This is a genomic window from Pseudomonas sp. LBUM1651 (assembly GCF_059716135.1).
The window spans coordinates 4,354,004-4,375,898 of sequence record NZ_CP166805.1; the positions used below are offsets into that span (position 1 = coordinate 4,354,004).

At 62.7% G+C, this 21,895-nt stretch carries 9 protein-coding genes; 3 read left to right on the plus strand and 6 right to left on the minus strand.

Annotated features, from left to right (window positions below):
* Nucleotides 1–66: 66 nt before the first annotated feature.
* From ACA066_RS20335 to ACA066_RS20350, 4 genes are all read right to left on the minus strand, one after another.
* The gene (locus ACA066_RS20335; protein WP_497696375.1) at nucleotides 67–1,479 is read right to left on the minus strand and encodes an aspartate aminotransferase family protein; all 1,413 of its coding nucleotides are present in this window, start codon (nucleotides 1,477–1,479) and stop codon (nucleotides 67–69) included.
* Between the two features lie 76 nt (nucleotides 1,480–1,555).
* Nucleotides 1,556–2,041: a GNAT family N-acetyltransferase gene (locus tag ACA066_RS20340; RefSeq protein WP_497696376.1), complete on the minus strand. Its 486-nt coding sequence runs from the start codon at nucleotides 2,039–2,041 to the stop codon at nucleotides 1,556–1,558.
* Between the two features lie 217 nt (nucleotides 2,042–2,258).
* Nucleotides 2,259–3,584 (minus strand): ATP-binding protein, encoded by a 1,326-nt coding sequence (locus tag ACA066_RS20345; RefSeq protein WP_497696377.1) that lies wholly within the window; start codon nucleotides 3,582–3,584, stop codon nucleotides 2,259–2,261.
* Nucleotides 3,581–4,264 (minus strand): response regulator, encoded by a 684-nt coding sequence (locus tag ACA066_RS20350; RefSeq protein ID WP_497696378.1) that lies wholly within the window; start codon nucleotides 4,262–4,264, stop codon nucleotides 3,581–3,583. Before ACA066_RS20350 ends, ACA066_RS20345 begins: the two co-directional genes overlap by 4 nt.
* 153 nt (nucleotides 4,265–4,417) lie before the next feature.
* On the opposite strand from ACA066_RS20350, the gene dsbD reads away from it, so the two are divergent.
* Genes dsbD through dsbG form a run of 3 tightly spaced genes read left to right on the plus strand, consistent with a single transcriptional unit; the run spans nucleotide 4,418 to nucleotide 7,766 of the window.
* The gene (gene dsbD, locus ACA066_RS20355; RefSeq protein WP_497696379.1) at nucleotides 4,418–6,154 is read left to right on the plus strand and encodes a protein-disulfide reductase DsbD; all 1,737 of its coding nucleotides are present in this window, start codon (nucleotides 4,418–4,420) and stop codon (nucleotides 6,152–6,154) included.
* On the plus strand, nucleotides 6,154–7,020 hold the full coding sequence (locus ACA066_RS20360; RefSeq protein ID WP_497696380.1) for a prolipoprotein diacylglyceryl transferase family protein: 867 nt from the start codon (nucleotides 6,154–6,156) through the stop codon (nucleotides 7,018–7,020). Before dsbD ends, ACA066_RS20360 begins: the two co-directional genes overlap by 1 nt.
* Nucleotides 6,996–7,766, plus strand: a complete 771-nt coding sequence (gene dsbG / locus ACA066_RS20365; RefSeq protein ID WP_497696381.1) for a thiol:disulfide interchange protein DsbG — start codon at nucleotides 6,996–6,998, stop codon at nucleotides 7,764–7,766. The genes ACA066_RS20360 and dsbG overlap by 25 nt, the downstream gene beginning before the upstream one ends.
* 120 nt (nucleotides 7,767–7,886) lie before the next feature.
* Here dsbG and ACA066_RS20370 read toward each other — a convergent pair whose 3' ends face one another.
* Nucleotides 7,887–8,699, minus strand: coding sequence for an alpha/beta fold hydrolase (locus ACA066_RS20370; RefSeq protein ID WP_497696382.1), 813 nt, complete (start codon nucleotides 8,697–8,699; stop codon nucleotides 7,887–7,889).
* A gap of 181 nt (nucleotides 8,700–8,880) precedes the next feature.
* Nucleotides 8,881–21,879, minus strand: a complete 12,999-nt coding sequence (locus tag ACA066_RS20375) for a non-ribosomal peptide synthetase (protein WP_497696383.1) — start codon at nucleotides 21,877–21,879, stop codon at nucleotides 8,881–8,883.
* Between the last annotated feature and the right edge of the window lie 16 nt (nucleotides 21,880–21,895).

Below are 21,895 nucleotides of genomic sequence, written 5' to 3' on the forward strand. Positions count from 1 at the left end.
CTGTTAGGTGGGCTGCACTGCGTGCGCAGCCGTTATGTAGAAAGAACGTTCCGGAGCCCGGAAAATTTAAAGGCTGGCGGTGGCAGCAGCCATGGCCCGGCCGAAAATCTCCGCGACCCGATCGACTTCCGCGGCGGTGATCACCAGTGGCGGCAGGAAACGCACCACGCCGCCATGACGGCCGCCCAGCTCAAGAATCAGCCCACGCTTGAGGCATTCACGCTGCACCAGCGGCGCCAGACGAGCAAAAATCGGCGGATGACCCTGACCATCCGGCGCGCCCGTCGGGTCAACCAGCTCGACACCCAGCATCAGGCCGCGACCGCGAATATCACCCAGTTGCGGGAAGTCCCGCTGCAGGATGCGCAGGTGCTCGCTCAAGCGTTCACCCATTGCAGCAGCGTGCTCGCACACCTTGTGCTCGACCAGATAACGCATCACCGCCGAGCCCGCGGCCATCGCCATTTGATTGCCACGGAACGTTCCGGCGTGGGCACCCGGCAGCCAGGTGTCGAGCCAGTCGCGATACACCACCACCGCCAGCGGCAGGCTGCCGCCGATGGCTTTGGACATCACCACCACGTCCGGAATGATCCCGGCGTGCTCGAAGGCAAACATCTTGCCGGTGCGGGCAAAACCGCTCTGAATTTCGTCGACGATCAACGCCACGCCCGCCTTCTCGGTGATGCGCCGCACGCCGCACAACCAGTCAAGGTCAGCCGGGATCACCCCACCCTCGCCCTGGACGACTTCCACAATCACGGCGGCTGGCAGTTGCACGCCGGCCTCGGGATCGTTCAGCAAATTATCGAGATAGTTGAGGTTGACCTGCACGCCCTGAGCGCCGCCGAGGCCGAACGGGCAACGGTAATCGTAGGGATACGGCATGAACTGCACGCCACTGCTGAGCAACGCGCCCAAGGGTTTTTTCGGCCCCAGGCTGCCCATCAGGCTCAACGCGCCCTGGCTCATGCCGTGATAACCGCCCTGGAACGACAGCACGGTGCTGCGTCCGGTGGCGGTGCGCACCAGTTTCAACGCGGCTTCCACGGCGTCGGTGCCGGTCGGGCCGCAGAACTGGATCTTTGCTTCAGCGGCGAGCGCCGGCGGCAGCAGACCGAACAGGTTCTGGACGAACTGGTCCTTGACCGGCGTGGTCAGGTCGAGGGTGTGCAGAGGCAGTTCATCGGTCAGCACTTGCTGGATCGCTTCGATCACCACCGGATGGTTATGCCCCAGGGCCAATGTCCCGGCGCCGGCCAGGCAGTCAATGAAACTGCGGCCTTCAACGTCTTCGACATAAATGCCCTTGGCACGTTTCAGGGCCAGGGGAATGCGTCGCGGGTAGCTGCGGGCATTCGATTCCTGCTGACTCTGGCGTGCCAGCAATGGCGATTCGTTGAACTGATACAGCGTCTCGGCCGGCGCCGGAGTGATCCGGGCCGACTGATCTTCCATAAGGCTGGTAGCGACTGACATCTCTCGACCCCTCAATAAGGTTTTCCTGTTCTGGAAACGCATCAGCGCGCCGAGGATTTAGACCCTTGATCAGCTTTTATGAAGGTGGCGTCAGTGCCTTGTGCATGGGGATGGCGTGGAGTCCGGCGACGGTGAAGGTTTGGGCGCAGGGCTGATAACCCAGATGACGGTAAAAGGCTTCGCTGGTTCGAGTGCTGTTGAGTCGGGCCTGCGCCAAACCGCGTTCAATCAGCCAGCTTTCAAGGTCGTGGACCAGCGCCAGCCCGGCACCGCGTCGAAACCATTCCGGCTGCACATAACAGAACGCAACCTTGCCGCTGATCGCCGCCATCGCAGCGCCCACCGGTTTGTCCTGCAACAGGGCGATGTTCAGGCACAACCGTGGGTCGGTCAGCCACGATTGAATGTGTTCAGTGGTTTTGCTGTGAGTCCAGGTGGCGACGGTTCGCGGGTCGTTGCGATGGTCGAGCGCACAGCCGACGCGGATCGAACGCTCGACGATCCGGCTGATGATGCCGGCGTCGGCGGGGGTTGCCTTGCAGATATGCAGGGGTGCATCCATGGCGCTGTGACCTCAATCCATTGAGAAAAAGCTGTCGGGGACGATAGCGCCGCAGGTGCCAGGAATGCCAATGGAGAGAGGTTACATTTGATGTGCAACACCGATCTCCTGTAGGAGCCGAGCTTGCTCGCGATGGCGCCCGTACAGTCAACATCAACGTTGAATATCAGGCCGCCATCGCGAGCAAGCTCGGCTCCTACTGGATGTATGTAGTTGGTCAGACCGGCTGCAACGGCATGCTCAATTCAACCCGCAAGCCATCCGGCCGGCTGTCGAAATGCAGCGTGCAGCCACAACGCTGAACGATCGCCTGGACAATCGCCAGCCCCAGACCGCAGCCGGTGCTCTGGCCGTTGCGCCAGAAGCGTTGGGTCAGGTGTTGCAGATCGTCTTCGGCAATGCCCGGGCCATGGTCGCGCACCACGAACTGCACGCGGCTGCCGGTGGTTACCAGGCTCAGTTCCACCGGACCGTCGTTCGGGGTATGGCGCAGGGCGTTATCCAGCAGATTGCGCAGCGCGGCAATCGACAGCACGGCGGGCATTTGCACCGGGGCATGGGAGAGTACCGGCGGCAACTTGAATTTGATCCGCTGACGATCACCACTGGCCGCATCCTGAATCGCCAGTTTCGCCACTTGCTCGGCGCTGCATTGCACACCATCGTCGAACGACAGGCTGCCCTCGACCCGAGCCAGCAGCAACAGTTGCTCAAGGGTCCGGTGCAGGCGGTCGGCGCCCTCCTCGGCCCGCGCCAGGGATTGATCCCGCGCCGCGCCGTCGGTCATGCGCGCCACTTGCAGGTGGGTCTTGATCGCCGTCAGCGGGCTGCGCAATTCATGGGCCGCGTCACCGGTCAGGCGGCGTTCGCGCTCGATGGTCTTGCCGATGCGCTGAAACAACTGGTTCTGGGTGTCCAGCAACGGTTGCAATTCGCTGGGCAGCGGCTGGATCTGCAAAGGTTCCAGCGAGTCGGCGCTGCGTCGCATCAAGGCATCGCGCATGCGGTTCAGCGGCGCCAGTCCCTGGCCGATCCCCAGCCAGAGCAGGCACAGGCAACCGAGCAATGCCACGCCGACCGGCACCGAGGCGGCCAGCAGGATCGACATGTTCAGCGCTTCACGCTCGATCTGCCGGTCAGCGGTGGTGATGCGCAGATCGCCACGGGCCAGGGTGAAGCTGCGCCACGGCGCGCCGTCGATCATCTGGTCGTGGAAGCCCATTTTCTCGGCTTCCAGGGTTTGTTGCGGATCGGTGTGACTGCGGGCGAGGATTTCCCCGCGCAGGGAGCTGACCTGACACGCCATGCCACCCGGAATGTTCAGTTGTTCGGCGCTGAAATGGGTGCCCTCGCCCTTGGTCGGCAAGGCCGGCAATTGCTCCATCAGGCCGGCGACCATGCGCGCCGACGCCACCAGCCGCTGGTCGAGGGAAAACATCATCTGGTTGCGCAGGTCGCTGAGCATCCAGGCTGCCGCCAGGGCCCAGATCAGCGCAAATGCAGCGCCGAGCGTCAGGCTCAGGCGCAAACGCAGGCTCATCACTTTTTCAATTCCTCTGCACCATCGGCCGGCCCCAGGCGATAGCCCAGGCCGCGCACGGTCTCAACAATGCCGTTACCCAGTTTACGCCGCAGGTGATGGATATGGACGTTGAGAGCGTTGCTTTCCAGCTCGTCGTTGAACCCGTAGACGCTGTCCTTCAACTGCTCGGTGGACAGCACCCGGCCTCGGTTGTGCAGCAAGGCGTGCAACAGCGATTGTTCGCGACGGGAAAGGTCCACCGGTTGTCCGGCGAGCGTGGTTTCGCGGCTGCTCGGGTCATAGGTCAGGGCGCCGTGCTCGATCAGGTTGACGCTGCGACCCGCGACCCGCCGCAACAACGTGTGCAGGCGTGCGGCGAGTTCACGCAGGTCGAACGGTTTGAGCAGGTAATCATCGGCACCCGCTTGCAGCCCGTCGACGCGATCGGTGACCGAATCCCGCGCGGTGAGAATCAGCACCGGGATTTCCAGACCGTTGTGGCGCAACTGCTGCAACAGCTTCAGACCGTCCTCGTCGGGCAGACCGAGGTCGAGCACCATCACGTCGAACTCGGCGACCTTGAGCATGGCGCGGGCCGCCGAAGCTGTAGCCACGTGCTCGACCGTCAGGCCTTGAGCGGTGAGACCGGCGACAATGCCGCTGGCGATCAGCTCGTCGTCTTCGCAAACCAGTACGTGCATGGTCAACCCTGTTGAAAAAAGCTGATTAGGCCGGTGGCCGATTAAGCGGACATTATGCCGCAAGCGCCACGTCCACAAGGTTATCGCGGTTAATCATCGGTTAATCGCCGCCTCCCATTGTGCACCTCACTTGCAAAGGGATAAGGCTTACCCATGCGTCGTCTGTTTTTGTTTTTTGTGCTTTTGATCTCGGGTGTGGCCCAGGCAGGGACCAATCCGTTCGAAACCAAACCTGAATTCCTGCCGGTGGAAAAGGCGTTTGTCTTCACCTCCGAGCGCCTCGAATCAGGTGAAACCCAGCTCTATTGGCAGATCACCGACGGTTACTACCTTTATCAGAAGCGCCTGAAATTCGATGGGTTGCCGGCCGAGCTGCATCCTGTGTTACCCGAAGGCGAGTCTCACAGTGATGAATTCTTCGGCGAACAGCCGGTTTATCGTCAGGGCCTGGAACTGAAGATTCCGGCCGGTGCGACGGGCACGATCAAGGTCGGCTTCCAGGGCTGTGCCGATGCCGGTTTGTGTTATCCACCGCAAACCCAGGTGGTGGATCTGGGCGGCAGCGCTGCCACTTCCGCGACGACCGAAGCCCCGGATCAAGCCCTGGCCAGCAGCCTGCAACAACGGGCGCTGGGCTGGAGTCTGCTGGTGTTCTTCGGTCTGGGCCTGCTGCTGGCCTTCACCCCTTGCTCGCTGCCGATGCTGCCGATTCTCGCTGGTTTGATCGTGGGCAGCGGCGCCACGCCCAAACGCGGGTTTGCGCTAGCCACCAGCTATGTCGTGAGCATGGCGCTGGTGTATGCGGCAATGGGCGTCCTCGCCGCGCTGCTTGGGGCGAATTTGCAGGCGCTGCTGCAAAACCCATGGTTGCTGGGCAGTTTCGCGGCAGTGTTTGTACTGCTGGCGCTGCCGATGTTCGGTTTCTTTGAACTGCAGCTGCCGGTGGCGGTGCGTGATCGACTGGAAAACGTGTCGCGCAATCAACGTGGCGGGAGTCTGATCGGCGCGGGTGTGCTGGGCGCGCTGTCCGGTCTGTTGGTCGGTCCGTGCATGACGGCGCCGCTGGCGGGCGCCCTGCTCTACATCGCGCAAAGCGGCAACGCGCTGCACGGCGGGTTGATTCTGTTCGCCATGGGCATCGGCATTGGTGTGCCGCTGCTGTTGCTGGTGACGGTCGGCAATCGCTTCCTGCCCAAACCCGGCGCCTGGATGAACCTGCTCAAAGGCGTGTTCGGCTTCCTGTTCCTCGCCACCGCGTTGCTGATGCTGCGGCCGGTGCTGGATGAATCGTTGTGGGTCGGTCTATGCGGTGCGCTGTTGCTGATTGCCGCCTACAGCGCCTGGAAACAGTCCGAAGGCTTCGGACGCGTCGTGCATCTGTTCGGTGCCAGCTCATTGCTGCTCGGCGTGTGGGGCAGTCTGTTGATGATCGGTGCGGCGGGCGGCAGTGATGACCTGTTGAAACCGCTGCAGGTCTATAGCACTGCCAATGCGAGCAATGTCGCCCGCCCGGTCGGCCACGACGCCTTCACCACGATCAAGGACCCGGCCGCGCTGCAACGGGAACTCGACGCGGCGCGGGCTCAGGGCCAATGGGTGCTGCTGGACTACTACGCCGACTGGTGCGTGTCGTGCAAGGTCATGGAAAAACAAGTGTTCGGCAAAGCCAAAGTGCTCGAAGCCCTCAGCGATGTGCGCTTGCTACGGCTGGACGTGACCGCCGACAATGCCGCCAGCCGCGAACTGCTCGGCCGTTATAAAGTGCCGGGGCCGCCGAGTTTTCTGTGGATCGGCGCCGACGGCATCGAGCGTCGCAGCCAGCGCATCACCGGCGAGGTCGATGCCGACACCTTCCTGCAACGCTGGACCATCACCCGAGACGCCCGTTAATGCTGACTTTTACCCTCGGCACGTTTGCCATCGCGCTTAACCACCTGCTGCTGATCAGTGCCTTGGCGCTGGCGACGTTTGTCGGTTGGCGGGCGGCCAAACGCGGTGGCGAGAATCCCGAGTCGGCGCTGTTCAGCCTGTTCCTGATCGGCATGCTGGCCGCCCGGATCAGCTTCGTGGCGCTCTACTGGACGCACTATCGCAATGATCCGTGGCAAGTCATCGACTTGCGAGACGGCGGTTTCCTCGCGTTGCCCGGCGTGATCGTGCTGTTGCTCGCCGCGTTATATCGCGGCTGGCGTCGCCCTGGCTTGCGCCGTCCGTTGGGCTTCGGCGTGGCCAGCGGCCTGGCGTTCTGGGTGCTGGCCACCTTCTCGCTGACGATTTACGAACAAGGCACGCGCCTGCCGGACATTGCCCTGCGTAATGCCGCCGGTGAAACCGTGCAACTGGCGGACTACAAGGGCGGGCCGCTGGTGATCAATCTCTGGGCCACCTGGTGCCCGCCGTGCCGCCGGGAAATGCCGGTCCTGGAAAACGCCCAGCAACACCGCCCGGACCTGACTTTCCTGTTCGTCAATCAGGCCGAAAGCATGCAAAGCGTCAGCACCTTCCTGGAAACCCAGGGCCTGAGCCTGTCCAACGTGCTGTTCGATGGCAGTGGCCGGTTGGGCCAGGCCGTCGGCTCGATGGCGTTGCCGACTACGCTGTTCTATAGCCCCGACGGTCGTCTGTTGGGCAGCCATCTGGGCGAGCTGTCGGAAGCCAGCCTGGCTCGCGCCCTGGAAAACTTCGACACCCCGAATCCTGCCGTACCGGCCACCTCTTCAAGGAAATTGCCATGCCCCGCCTCCGCCACCTGCTGACGCTGACCCTGGGCGCCGCCCTGCTGCACCTGCCGTCGGTACAGGCTGCTGAAGAACTGCCCGAAGCGATCAAGAAGATCGAAGCCAAGGGCGCCAAAATCGTTGGCCAGTTCGACGCTCCGGACGGCCTGCGCGGTTATGCCGCGCAGTACCAGAACCGCGGCATGGCCCTGTACCTGACGCCGGATGGCAAACATGTGTTGCTGGGCAGTTTGTACGACGCCGAGGGCAACGACCTGAGCAGCGCGCCCTTGCAGAAGCTGGTTTACGCGCCGATGGCCAAGGAAATCTGGGGCAAGATGGAAGCCAGCAACTGGATCGGTGACGGCAACAAGGACGCACCGCGCGTGGTGTACCTGTTCAGCGATCCGAACTGCCCTTACTGCAACATGTTCTGGGAACAGGCGCGGCCGTGGGTGAAGGCCGGCAAGGTGCAATTGCGTCACATCATGGTCGGCATCATTCGTGAGGACAGTCCGGGCAAATCCGCGGCGCTGCTGGCGGCCAAGGATCCGCAGAAAGCCCTGCAAGACCACGAAGGTGCCGGCAAGGCCAGTTCGCTCAAGGCCCTGAAAGACATACCGCCGGCGATAGAGGCGAAACTGGCGGCGAACATGCAGTTGATGGAAGACCTGGAGTTGCAGGCGACACCGGCGATTTTCTACATGGACGACAAGGGTGAGTTGCAACAGCAGCAAGGTGCGCCTTCGCCGGACAAGCTGGTGAAGATTCTCGGGCCGAAGTGAATTCACCGGCCTCTTCGCGGGCAAGCCTTGCTCCTACAGGATTTATGTCGATCACAATATTTGCAATCGACATAAACCCGTAGGAGCAAGGCTTGACCGCGATGGCGTCAGTACAATCGACTAATTTCTCTCAGCCAGAAACTTCAGCAAAGCCTCAGTCACAAACCGCGGATTCTCCAGATTGGAGATATGCCCCGCCTCCGGCACCAGCACACACCGGCAACCGATCAACTCGGCCATCTCCCGCGCCTCCGACGGCGGCCGCGGCTTGTCCTGATCGCCACACATCACCAGCGTGGTCTCAGCATCCAACTCGCCCAGACGCGGCAACAGATCATCCCGCCCAAACGTAATCCGGCCCATCGGCACGATGCTTTGACGCAGGCGCTCCGGCGGCAGCGCGGCCAGTTTCGTGCGGAAATCCTGATACAGCGCCGACTGCAGATCGATGCCCGGACGGAAGAAGATCGGCACGACGATGTCGAGCAGTTGCGGCGCAATCACCCCGCTGTCTTCGATCTGTTTGAACAGCGAGAAATAGTACTGGCGGGTCGGTTCCGGCTCGACACCGACGTAGGTGTCCATCAGCACCAGCCCATTCATTCGCTGCGGCGCCGACAAGGCCAGACGCACGCCCCACATGCCGCCAACCGACAGACCGACCAGCGTGACCCGGTCGATGTCCAGATGATCGAGCAACGCCAGTGCCTGACGTGAAATGTCATCCAGCGAATGCGTGCCTTCGGGTAGAGGGCCTGATTCACCATGGCCCCACAGGTCCAGGGCGATGACCCGGTATTGCTGCGACAGCGCGGCGATCTGCGGCGCCCACATGGTTTGGTCCCAGAGGTAGCTGCCGGCGAGCAGCACTGCCGGGCCGGTGCCTTGATCGATGTAGTGAAGGGGTTGTCCGTCAGTCGTAACGAGGGGCATTGACTGTTTCCTTTGTGAAAACTGGAGCAGGGAGACTGTGCTGCAGTGGTTCCACAGTCAACCTTGTGGTGCTTTAAGAGGCCCCATCGCCAGCAGGCTGGCTCCCACATTTGTCCTGCGAACACAGTTCAAATGTGGGAGCCAGCCTGCTGGCGAATAGGCCCTTACAGACGCTGGAGAATCAAAGTCCCTCCAACTCCGCCATCAGATCATTCAACCGATCCACCTTCTCCTCGGTAATATCGCTCGCCGCCAACCCGTCGATGTACTCGGCCAACTCCTCCACCGTGCTGCACTCGAACATCGCCCGCAGCGGCACATCCCGTTGCAGCGATTTCTGCACCCGCGAGGCAATCTGCGTCGCCAGCAGCGAATGCCCGCCCAACTCAAAGAAGTTGTCGCGCACACCGACCTTCTCGACCTTCAACACCTCGGCCCAGATATCCGCCAACGTCTGCTCAAGCTCATTGCGCGGCGCCTGGTAATCCTGGCTCTGCAACTGGCCGATTTCCAGCGCCGGCAACGCCTTGCGATCCAGTTTGCCGTTGGCGTTGAGCGGCATCCGCTCCAGCCACAACCAGTGCAGCGGCACCATGTATTCCGGCAGCTCGGCGCGCAGGCGTTGCTTGATGCGCTCCAGGCGCTCGGTCGGATTCAGTGCCGAATCGGCTGCGACCAGATAACCAACCAAGTGTTTGCCGTTCACGCCTTCCTGCACACCGACCGCCGCTTCGCGGACCTCGGGTTGCTCGTGCAGACGCGCTTCGATTTCACCCAGTTCGATGCGGTAACCGCGAATCTTCACCTGATGGTCAATCCGCCCGACATATTCCAGCACGCCGTCACTGCGCCGACGGGCCAGATCGCCGGTGCGATACAGACGATCCCCCGGCTCGCCAAACGGGTTTGGCACAAACACCTGCGCCGTGCGCAGCGGATCGCTGACATAACCACGCCCGACACCGGTGCCGGCCACGCACAACTCGCCCACCGCACCCAACGGCACCAGGTCCAGCGCGCCGTCGAGCAGGAACAAACGGTTGTTGTCGGTCGGCGCACCAATCGGCAAATAACTGCCGCGGGTCGAGGCCATGTCGACGCGGAAGAACGCCACGTCGTCCGAGCATTCCGCCGGACCGTAAGCATTCACCAGCCCGATGTCCGGGTAGCGCAGCAACCATTGGTGCGCCAGTTCCGGCGGCATCGCTTCACCCGTCGGCAGCATCCAGCACAGGCCGTCGAGGCTCATGCGTTCCTGGGCGAGCATGCCCTGAATCAGCGAAGGCACGCTTTCCAGCACCGTAATGCCCTGGGCCGACACATGCGCCAGCAAACCCTGCGGGTCGTGGGCGATGGTGTTCGGCACGATGTCCACCCGCGCGCCAAACAACGGCGCGGCGAGGAACTGCCAGACCGAGATGTCGAAGCTTTGCGAAGCGGTCTGGGCGATCACATCGGCGTCGCTGAGGTTCAGGTACGGGACCTTGCTCAACTGGTTATTGAGCATGCCGCGCTGTTCGACCATCACACCTTTGGGCAGTCCGGTCGAACCCGAGGTGTAGATCACGTAGGCGAGGTTATCCGGGCCGCTGTAGATGCCCGGATTCACCACCGACACACTGCTCGCCTGCACCTCTTCCCACACCAGCAACCGTGGCCGATTGGCGCAACCGAATTCCTCCAGCAGCGACACCGCCTGTTCGCGACAGGCCTGCGTGCACACCAGCAACGGCGTACGGCTCAGGTCGATGATCCGGCTCAGACGCTGAATCGGCAGCCCCGGGTCCAGCGGCAGATAACCCGCGCCGGCCTTGAAGCTACCGATGATCATCCCGAGCAAGTCGAGGTTACGTTCGGCCAGCAACGCCACCGGTTGATCCAGCCCGACACCCGCCGCGATCAACGCATGGCCGAGACGGTTGCTGCGCTGGTTCAGCTCCACGTAACTGTGTTGCTGATCGAGGCAACTGGCGGCGATCCGTTGTGGGTGCAGCGCGACCTGCGCTTCGAACAACGCAACGTAGCTCTGCTCCAGCGGGTAGTCGTGTTCGCTCTGGTTGCAGCCATGAATCAGGAAGTCCTGCTCCTCGCCGCCGAGCAATGGCAAGTCAGCCATGTCGCCATGGAAACCTTCGACCAGCGCCAGCAACAAACGCTTGAACTCACCCAGCATGCGTTCGACGGTCGACTCGTCGAAATAACGCTGGTCGTAAGACAGGTGCAAGCCCAGGTCATCGCCCGGATAACACACTGCCGTCAGTGGGAAGTTGGTGTGGGTGCGGCCCGAATCCGAGGTCGCGTTGAGGCTCTGCGCACGGTCCAGCACCGAGACTTCCACCGGGGCGTTTTCAAACACGAACAGGCTGTCGAACAGCGGCTGGCCTTTCGGCAATTCGCTGTTTTCCTGAATGCTCACCAGCGGCAGGTATTCGTACTCGCGCAGTTGCATATTGCTGTCGAGCAAACCGCTCAGCCACTGGCGAACGCTGCAACGCTGGTCGTCCTCGGGCATTTTCACCCGCAGCGCGATGCTGTTGATGAACAGCCCGACGGTGCGTTGCATTTCCGGCATTTCCACCGGACGCCCGGCCACCGTGACGCCGAACAGCACGTCGCGATCGCCGCTCAAACGCCGTAGCACCAGGGCCCACGCCGCTTGGGCGAAGGTGTTGATGGTCAGCTGATGGGCCTGCGCCAATTCACGCAGTTGTGCGCCGTCGCGGGCATCGAGACGGGTGTAGCGGTCGCCGACGATCATGCCGCCGCTGTCGCCGGCATGTTCACGCAGGAACGGTCGGTCACTCGGGATCGGCGTGGTGCGCTCGAAGCCTTGCAGGTTGGTTTTCCACCACTGCCGCGCTTCTGCCAGGCTCTGGCGTTGCAGCCAGCCGATGTAGTCGCGATAACGTGGCGGCACGGTCAATCGGGCCTCGCGACCGTCACCCAGCGCGGTGTAGATTTCAAAGAAATCCGCCATCAACAGCGACCGGCACCAGGCATCGATGAGGATGTGGTGGTTGCTCATCATGAACCAGTAACGCGCTTCGCCAACCTTGATCAGACGCAGGTGGAACGGTGCCTGGTTGAGCAGATCGAACCCGACTTCGCGTTCGCTTTTCAGCAGTGCCTGCAGTTTCGGTTCCTGCTCGGCGTCAGCAATCGCCGTCCAGTCCAGATACTCGATCGGCGTGCTGCCCGGCTTGTGGATAACTTGCAGCATGTCTTCGCCGACGTTCCAGCAGAACGACGCACGCAAGGCTTCGTGACGGGCGATCACCGCTTGCCAGGCTTCGGCGAAACGTTGCGGGTCGAGCGCGCTGTTGATGCGATAACGATCCTGCATGTAGTAGAGGCCGGTGCCCGGTTCCAGCAAGGTGTGCAGCAACATGCCTTCCTGCATCGGGGTCAGCGGGTAGACGTCTTCGATGGCGGCGGCCGGAATCGGCAGTGCGTCGAGTTGCGGCTGGGTCAGCTTCGCCAGCGGGAAGTCCGACGGCGTCAGGCCGCCCGCCTCGTCACGCAGGCAATGCTCGATCAGGCTCTGCAATTCGCCGAGGTAGGCGTCCGCCAGTTCGCGGATGGTTTGCACGTCGTGACGTTCGGCGCTGAAGGTCCAGCGCAGTACCAGTTCACCGCCGTAGACCTGACTGTCAACGCTCAGCTCGTTGGGCAGCGGCGCACGCGGATCGTGGGCGGCGCCAACGGCTTCATCCAGCGGACGGAACAACGCGTCCGCGCCGAAGCTCTGGTCGAACTGGCCGAGGTAGTTGAAGGTGATCGGTGCCACCGGCAACGCGGCCATGGCTTCACGGCACGGCTCATCGGCGAGGTAACGTAGCACGCCATAACCCAGCCCTTTGTGCGGCACGCCGCGCAGTTGTTCCTTGATCGCCTTGATCGATGCGCCCTGGCCGGCGGCCTCTTCGATGTTCAGCGGCGTCAGGCGCAACGGATAAGCGCTGGTGAACCAGCCGACGGTGCGGGTCAGGTCGATCTCGTCGAACAGCGTCTCGCGACCGTGGCCTTCGAGTTGGATCAACGCCGACTCATGACCGCTCCAGCGGCACAGCACGCGGGCCAGTGCCGTCAGCAACAGGTCGTTGACCTGGGTGCGATAGGCGCTCGGTGCCTGTTGCAACAGTTGCCGGGTGTACTCGGCATCGAGGCGCACGCTGACGGTTTCGGCGTGACGATTCTGCCGGCCGCCCTCAGGCCGGTCACACGGCAATTCGGCGCTCGGCCCGGCCAGCTGTGACTGCCACCAGCTCAGCTCTTCACGCAGGGATTCGCTGCCGGCATACGCCTGCAAGCGTGCGGCCCAGTCCTTGAAGGCGCTGGTTTTCGCCTGCAATTTGACCGACTGTTCAGCCGCCAGTTGGCGATACACCGTTTGCAGATCGTCGAGCAATACGCGCCAGGAAACGCCGTCCACCACCAAGTGATGGATCGCGAAGAACAGCCGTTGCTGGCCTTCAGGACCATCGACCAGCAGCGCACGCATCAACGGCCCTTGTTCGAGGTCGAGGCTGCGCTGGGCATCGGCGAACAGTGCGGCGCATTTATCCATCGCCGACACCCGCACTTGCCACAACACCGGCGCGCCTCCCACCTTCTGGTGCGCCGCCGTCCATTCGCCCGCCGCTTCAGTGAAACGCAGGCGCAAGGCGTCGTGCTGTTCGATCACCGCCAGCAGCGCTTGCTCCAGACGATGAGGTTCCAGTGCAACGGTCGGTTCCAGCAACAACGCCTGGTTCCAGTGCTGACGCTCGGGAATGTCGGTGTCGAAGAACCAGTGCTGGATCGGCGTCAGACGCGATTCGCCGGTGAGCAAGCCTTGTTCGGCCGTGACCTGTTCGGTGCGGCTCGCCACAGCGGCGAGTGTCTGTACGGTCTGGTGCTGGAACAGGTCTCGCGGGCTGAAGTGAATGCCCTTCTGCCGCGCACGGCTGACCACCTGGATCGACAGGATCGAATCGCCGCCCAGTTCGAAGAAGTTGTCGTTGAGACCGACCTGCGCAACGTTCAGCACTTCGCACCAGATCTGCGCCAACGTCAGTTCCAGCGCGTTGCTCGGCGCCACATAGTCCTGACGATTCAGCTCAGGGTCCGGTGCCGGCAACGCACGACGGTCGAGTTTGCCGTTGGCCGTCAGCGGCATGCTGGCCAGCAGGATCAGGTGCGTGGGCACCATGTAATCCGGCAGTTGCGATTTCAGGTGAGCCTTCAGGGCTTCGCGCAATTCGGTTTGTTGTGCTTCGTCCCGCTCGGCAACCTCAGTCACCAGATAGCCCACAAGCTGTTTGCCGCTCGGTGCGTCCAGTGCCAAAACCACGGCTTCACGGATCGATTCATGTTCCAGAAGACGGGTTTCAATCTCGCCCAGCTCAATACGGAAACCGCGAATTTTCACTTGATGGTCGATGCGCCCGAGGTATTCCACCAGACCGTCGGCTCGCTGACGCACCAGGTCGCCGGTGCGATAAATACGCCCGCCATAGGCCACGAACGGGTTGGCCACGAACCGCTCCGCCGTGATGCCCGGACGGTCGTGATAACCCTGCGCCAGACCGGCGCCGCCCACATATAACTCACCCGTCGCACCTTGCGGCACCAACGCCAGATCGGCGTCGAGAATGTACGCCACGCGAGCACCAATGACGCTGCCGATCGGCACGCTGCTCAATCCCTCTTCAAGTTGCTCGGGCGCGAGACTGGCCAATGGCATGACCACGGTTTCCGTCGGGCCGTAGGCGTTGAAGAACAGGCTCGGTTTGAACCCCGAGCGAATCCGCTGTAAATGTTCGCCCGTCAGCGCTTCACCACCGGTGATGCACATGCGCACCGGCAGGGTTTCGCCTTGAGTCGCTAGCCATTGCGCCAGCTGGCTGCCATAGCTCGGGGTGAAACCGAGGATGTTGATGTTGTGGCGGCGGATCAGCCCGCAGATTTCTTCCGCGTCCCACTGCCCCTGAGCGCGCAAGACTACTTGGGCTCCGCTCAATAACGGCACCAGCAAACGCTCGGTCGCGGCGTCGAAGTTGATCGAATAGAAGTGCAGCTCGCAGTCGTCCGGGCGCATGCCAAAGCGCTCGATCACCGCGCGGCAGTGCATGGCGATTTCACCGTGGGACACCACGACACCTTTCGGCTTGCCAGTGGAGCCCGAGGTGTAAATCAGGTACGCCAGATGCTGCGGCAGGCTGATGAACGGCAGCTCGGTGGCCGGGTAATTAGCCAGTTCGGCGGCATCATCTTCCAGGCACCAGCGACCTACGTTTGCCGGCAGATCACCGAGGGCTTTGAACATCGCCGCATCGCTGAGCAGCAAACCGACGCCGCTGTCTTCGATCATGTAATGCAGGCGATCAAGCGGGTATTCCGGATCGAGCGGCACGTAGGCGCCGCCCGCCTTGAGGATCGCCAGCAGGCCGATGACCATTTCCAGCGACCGTTCAAGCGCCAGACCGACGCGAACCTGCGGCCCGACACCCCGCTCGCGAAGCATCCAGGCCAGGCGATTGGCGCGGCTGTCGAGTTCGGCGTAACTCAGGGTTTCACCGGCGAACGTCAGCGCTGGCGCATCCTTGCGCGCCAGGGCCTGCTCGCTGAACAGGTGATGGATGCACTGATCCAGTCGATGTTCGCCCGGTTCGACGCCGAGGCTGTCCAGCAGGTTTCGTTGCTCAGTGGCTTCGAGCAACGGCAGTTCACTAAGTCGCTGTTGCGGATCGGCCAGCAGCGCTTCCAGCAGATTGCGCCAGTGCCCCGCCATGCGTGCAATGCGCGGCTCGTCGAACAAATCAGTGCTGTAAGTCAGGCAGCAACCGAGACGATGATCGAGGTCGGTGACTTCCAGATTGAGGTCGAACTTGGTCGCGCGCGCGTCGTTGGCCAGGTACTCGACGGTCATGCCAGCGAGCGTGCGGCTTTGCTGGAATTCCCAGCGCTGCACGTTGCACATCACCTGGAACAACGGGTTGTACGCAGCGCTGCGCGGTGGCTGCAAGGCCTCCACCAGATGATCGAACGGCAGGTCCTGATGGGACTGACCTTCGATCACGGTGTGACGCACCTGCTCGAACAATTCAGCGACCGACATCTGCCCGTCGAGCTGGCAACGCAGCACCTGGGTGTTGAGGAATGCACCGATCAACCCTTCGCTTTCCGGGCGAATACGGTTAGCCACCGGTGCGCCGATGCGCAGGTCGGTCTGGCCGCTGTAGCGGTAAAGCAGCACGGCCAGCGCGGCGGTCATGGTCATGAACAGGGTCAGACCGTTTTGCGCGTTGAAGGCGCGAACCCGTGCGGCGAGGTCGTCGCTCAGGACGAAACGGAACAGCTCGCCCTGATGGCTTTGCACCGGCGGACGCGGGCGGTCGGCGGGCAATTCCAGCAGCGGATGTTCGCGGCCCAGTTGCGTAGTCCAGTAGTCGAGCTGACGCTGACGCTCGCCGGATTCCAGCCACTGACGCTGCCAGACGCTGTAATCCAGATATTGCACCGGCAGCGGCGCCAGTGGCGATTCGCGGTCATCGACGAACGCCTCGTAGAGCGCGCCGAGTTCCCGGGCGAAAATGTCCATCGCCCAGCCTTCGGTGACGATGTGGTGCAGAGTCAGCACCAGGTAATGTTCCTGCTCGGCGGTCTTGACCAGACAGGCGCGCAACAGTGGTCCGGTTTCCAGATCAAAGGGTTTATGCGCCTCGTCGTCGGCCAGTTGCTGGACCGCCCATTCCCGGCCGTCGGCATCCAGCGCCGAGAAATCTTTCCAGTCCATGCGCATCCCGGTTTCCGGGTGAACCCGTTGCTGCGCCACGCCGTCGACGCTCGGGAACGTGGTGCGCAAGGTTTCGTGACGTATGATCAGCGCTTGCAACGCCGTCTCGAAGCGCCCGACATCCAGCACCCCACGCAGCCGTGCCATGCCGCCGACGTTGTAGGCCGGGCTGTCCGGCTCCATCTGCCAGAGGAACCACATGCGCTGCTGGGAATAGGACAGCGGCACCGGTTGGCTGCGGTCGACTTTCTCGATCGGTGGTTGCTGGTTGGTATTGCCGCTGGCCTGGATCTGTTGAACCTGCTCGGCGAACGCCCCCAGTTCACTGTTTTCGAACAAGGCCCGTAGCGGCAACTCGACGTCGCAAGCCTGACGGGTGCGGGAGATGATTTGCGTGGCCAGCAGCGAGTGACCGCCGAGGGCGAAGAAGTCGTCGCGCAGGCCGATCTGCTTCAAGCCCAGCACTTCACGCCAGATCGCGGCAATCTGCTGCTCAAGTTCAGTGACCGGCTCAACGTGTTCGCGCACTTGCCACTGGGGTTCCGGCAAGGCGCGACGGTCGAGTTTGCCGCTGGGGCTGAGGGGCATTTCTTCCAGGCGCATCAGTTGCGCCGGGACCATGTATTCCGGTAGCTCGGCCGCCAGTGCGGTTTTCAGGCGTGCGGTTTGCGCGTCTTCGGTTTCGTTGTTTTCAGTGGCGGTGTAGTAACCGATCAGTTGACCGCCGGCCGCCGTTTCGCGCACCAGCACCACCGCTTGAGCGACGCCGTTCTGAGCCAGCAGACGCGCTTCGATTTCTTCCGGTTCGACGCGGAAGCCGCGCAGTTTGACCTGCTGATCGAGACGGCCGAGGTATTCGATCACGCCCTCGGCGGTCCAGCGTGCACGGTCGCCCGTGCGGTACAAACGTGCACCCTGCTCGCTCAATGGATCGACGACAAAGCGTTCGGCGGTCAGACCCGGACGGCCCAGATAACCACGGGCCAGACCGAGGCCGCTGATGCACAGTTCACCCGGCAGACCGGCCGGCACCGGGTTTAGATCGTTGTCGAGCACCCGGCAGATAACGTTGCCCAACGGACGGCCAATCGGCGAGCGCTCGCCATCGGCCGCGCTGCACTGCCAATGAGTAACGTTGATCGCCGTTTCGGTCGGGCCATAGCGGTTGTGCAGTTGCACGGCCGGCAGTTGCTCCAGCACGCGGTTGCGCAGCTCCGCCGGCAAGGCTTCGCCGCCGGAGAATACGCGGCGCAGGCTGGTGCATTCGGCGGTGAGCGGTTCGTCGATGAACAACGAAAGCAGTAGCGGCACAAAGTGCAGCGTGGTCACGCCGTATTGCTGAACAAGTTGCGCAATACGATGCGGATCGCGATGTTCACCAGGGCCGGCAATCAGCAAGCGTGCACCGGTGATCAGCGGCCAGAAGCATTCCCACACCGAGACGTCGAAACTGATCGGCGCTTTTTGCATCAGCACATCGGTGTCGTTCAGGCGATAGGAGTTCTGCATCCATTGCAGGCGCTCGGCGAGGGCCGCGTGGGTGTTGCCGACGCCCTTCGGTTGGCCGGTGGAGCCGGAGGTGTAAATCACGTAAGCGAGGTTGTCGCCGTGCAGATGCAGACCCGGCGCCTGGCTCGGCCAGTTCTCTAGGTGCAGCGTATCCATGGCGATCACGCTGACGCCGTCTGTGGCCGGCAGTCGGTCGAGCAATCGGGTTTGGGTCAGCAGCAATTCCACGCCGCTGTCGCTGAGCATGTACGCCAGGCGCTCGGCCGGGTAATCCGGGTCCAGCGGCACGTAGGCACCGCCGGCCTTGAGGATCGCCAGCAAGCCGATCAGCAACTGCGGTGAACGCTCGGCAGCGATGGCCACGCAAACGTCCGGGCCGACGCCTTTGTCGCGCAGGTAATGGGCGAGGCGGTTGGCCTGGGTGTGCAGTTCGGCGAAATCCAGGCTACCGCCGTCCCACATCAGCGCGATGCGTTCCGGGGTCAGGCGGGCCTGTTCGTTGAGCAGTTCCGGCAGCCATTGGCTGGCTGGCGTGCACGGTGCGGCGCTCCAGTTTTCCTGCTGATCGTGCTCGCTCGGCGTCAGCAGTTGCAGGTTGCCGACGGCCGTTTTCGGTTGCTCGCAGACAGCGCGCAGCAGATTGCTGAAATGCTCGGCCAGTCGCTCGATGGTGGTGGCGTCGAACAGTTCGCTGGCGTAGTCGAAGGACAGGCTCAGGCGACCGTTACGGTCTTCTTCGCTGTGCAGTTGCAAGTCGAACTTGGCTTCGCGGCTGTGCCACGGCAGTTCTTCGGCGAGCAGGCCGGGCAAGCGACGCAGTGCGCTCAGGTCCCGTTGTTGATGGTTGAACATGACCTGGAACAAGCCCTGTTCGCGGCCCTGCGGGAAGGCTTCCAGCAGTTGTTCGAACGGCAGGTCCTGATGCGCTTGTGCGCCCAACGCGTTTTGGCGGGTTTGCGCCAGCAATTCAACAAACGGCAACCGCGAATCCACCTCGGCGCGCAGCACCTGGGTGTTAATGAAGAAGCCGATCAGACCCTGGGTTTCCAGGCGTGGACGGTTGGCGTTCGGCACGCCGATGCGAATGTCGGTTTGGCCACTGTAGCGGTGCAGCAGGCTCTGGAACGCCGTGAGCAACAGCATGAATGAAGTGGCGTCGTGGGCCTGTGCAGTCTGGCGAATGGCATCGCTGAGGGTCGCGCCCAACCGGACGGTGTGGCGTGCGGCGCTGTGCAGCTGTTGCGCCGAACGTGGGTGATCGATGGCCAGGCTCAGTGTCGGATGCTCATCGCCCAACTGCGCTTTCCAGTAGGCCAATTGCCGTTCGCCCTCGCCTTGCGCCAGCCATTGACGCTGCCAGCTGCCGTAGTCGGCGTACTGGGTCGGCAATGGTGCGAGCGTTGCCGTTTGCCCTTGGGACGCAGCGGCGTACAGGCGCGAGAACTCGTCGATCAGCACGTTCAACGACCAGCCGTCAGCGATGATGTGGTGCAGCGTCACCAGCAACTGGTGATCCTCATCATCGAGGCGCACCAGGGTCACCCACAGCAGCGGGCCTTTTTCCAGGTCGAACTGGGTGTGCGCTTCGTCCTCGCGGATTTGCTGCGCGCGGGCTTCGCGCTCGGCAACGGGCAAATCGCTGATGTCGATCCGTTGCAGGTTGAATTCGCTGGCGGCATCGACCTCTTGCAGCGCCACGCCGTCACGCTGGAAAAAGCGTGTGCGCAGGGATTCGTGGCGCTCGATCAGTTGCTGAAAGCTGGCGCGCAAGGCGTCTTCGTCCAGTTCGCCACGCAGGCGCAAGGCGCCAGGAATGTTGTAGGCGCTGCTGTGCGGGTCGAGCTGCCAGGTGATCCACAGACGATTTTGCGCCAGGGATTGTGGCAATGCTTCGCTGCGCGACAGCGTGCTGATCGCGCCTTGGGCCAAGCCGCCGTCCTGTTGTTGCTGGGCGACCGCGACGGTAAATGCGCCGAGGGTCGGTGCTTCGAACAGCAGGCGCAGGTTCAGCTCCAGACCGAGCTCTTCGCGCAAGCGCGCAACCACTTGAGTGGCGGCGATGGAGTTGCCGCCGAGCAGGAAGAAGTGGTCATCGGCGTTGACCTGTTTGACCTGCAACTGCTCGGACCAGATCTGGCCGATCAGGGTTTGCAGCTCGGACCCCGACTCGGTTTTCGCTTCGTTTTCAGGGGGCGCCGACGGGAACACCGCGTAGCTGTCGAGGCTGCCATCCGCCAGGCGATTGCGGCACGCCGAGCGTTGCAGTTTGCCACTGGAGGTCTTGGGTAATGCGCCCGGATTGAGCAACACCACCACGCTCGGCGCTTCCTGATACGCCTCGGCCACGGCCTGGCGAATGGCTTTGATCAGCGCTTCGGGCTGCAGGATTTTCTGCACGCTGCGGCTGATTTCCGCAGCGATGCCAATACCTTCCTGACCGTCGATGTTCACCGCGAACGCGGCGACGCGACCTTTGCGCACCACTTCCACTTCGCGCTCGATGGTCTGCTCGAGGTCTTGCGGGTACAGGTTATGACCGCGAACGATCAGCATGTCTTTCAGGCGCCCGGTGATGAACAGCTCACCGTCGCGCATGAAACCCAGGTCACCGGTGCGCAGCCAGGTTTTTCCGGCGTGTTGGACGAAGGTCTTGGCGCTGGCCTCGGGGTTGCGCCAATAGCCGTGGGCGATGCTCGGCCCGGTGGCCCAGACTTCGCCGACCGCGTTGTCGGCCAGTTCGTTGAGCGCCAATGGGTCGACAATCAGCACCGCGTGATTTGGCTGGCTGATGCCGCAACTCATGATCGCGCTGCCCTCGCCCGGTTCGGCGCGGTTTTTTGCCAGCGCCTGATCATCCACGCGCAGGTTGCCGATGCCTTTGCCACGGGCTGTGCCGGCGACGAACAACGTGGCCTCGGCCAAGCCGTAAGACGCCATGAAACTGTCCGGGGTGAAACCGCAGCTCGCGAACTTCTCGGCGAAACGGTCCAGAGTGTCGAGACGAATCGGTTCGGAACCGGAATACGCCACGCGCCAGCCGCTCAGGTCGAGGCGTTCCAGCGCCGATTCGCTGACCCGCTCGCTGCACAGTCGATAGGCAAAGTCCGGCCCGCCGCTGATGGTGCCGCCGTATTCGCTGATCGCTTCCAGCCAGCGCTTCGGCCGGCCGAGGAAGTACGCCGGTGACATCAACACGCACGGCACGCCACTGAAAATCGGTTGCAACAGACCGCCGATCAAACCCATGTCGTGGTACAGCGGCAGCCAACTGACGATCACGTCATCCGGGTTCAGGTCGATGCCGAAACCGTGGCGAATCAGCAACTCGTTAGCGACCAGGTTGCCGTGGCTGACTTGCACACCTTTAGGCAGCGCCGTGGAGCCGGAGGTGTATTGCAGGAAAGCGATGTGATCGCCTTCGAGGTTCGGCTCGACCCACTTAGCGGCCAGTGCACCGTCGAGGGTGTCGACGCACAGCAGCGGCGGCGCGCCTTCGATTTGCAGCAAGGCGTCGCGCAGGCCGGCGCTGGTCAATAGCAGACGCGGTTCAGCGTCGCTGATGATCGACAGCAGGCGCTCCTGATGATGACGCTTGGCCGACTCCGGCGGATAAGCCGGCACCGCAATCACGCCCGCATACAAGCAACCAAAAAACGCCGCGACGTAATCCGGACCGCTGGGAAACAACAGCACCGCGCGATCGCCGAAATCCGTCTCGGCCTGCAACGCACCGGCAATGGTGCGCGCCCGTTGATCCAGCTCGCGATAACTGAGCACCACTGCCTGATCCGGGGTTTCGGCGAGAAAACGCAAGGCCACCCGATCCGGCGTCAGGGCCGCGCGGCGCTGAAGGGCTTGGACCAGTGTGCCAGGTATTTCGAACGCGTCGGTCATGAGGTTTCCTGCCTGA

What these genes read in the sequence shown, in the direction of transcription:
- ACA066_RS20335 (WP_497696375.1), bottom strand. Translation starts at nt 1,479, where the DNA reads ATGTCAGTCGCTACCAGCCTTATGGAAGATCAGTCGGCCCGGATCACT.
- ACA066_RS20340 (WP_497696376.1), bottom strand. Translation starts at nt 2,041, where the DNA reads ATGGATGCACCCCTGCATATCTGCAAGGCAACCCCCGCCGACGCCGGC.
- ACA066_RS20350 (WP_497696378.1), bottom strand. Translation starts at nt 4,264, where the DNA reads ATGCACGTACTGGTTTGCGAAGACGACGAGCTGATCGCCAGCGGCATT.
- dsbD (WP_497696379.1), top strand. Translation starts at nt 4,418, where the DNA reads ATGCGTCGTCTGTTTTTGTTTTTTGTGCTTTTGATCTCGGGTGTGGCC.
- ACA066_RS20360 (WP_497696380.1), top strand. Translation starts at nt 6,154, where the DNA reads ATGCTGACTTTTACCCTCGGCACGTTTGCCATCGCGCTTAACCACCTG.
- dsbG (WP_497696381.1), top strand. Translation starts at nt 6,996, where the DNA reads ATGCCCCGCCTCCGCCACCTGCTGACGCTGACCCTGGGCGCCGCCCTG.
- ACA066_RS20370 (WP_497696382.1), bottom strand. Translation starts at nt 8,699, where the DNA reads ATGCCCCTCGTTACGACTGACGGACAACCCCTTCACTACATCGATCAA.
- ACA066_RS20375 (WP_497696383.1), bottom strand. Translation starts at nt 21,879, where the DNA reads ATGACCGACGCGTTCGAAATACCTGGCACACTGGTCCAAGCCCTTCAG.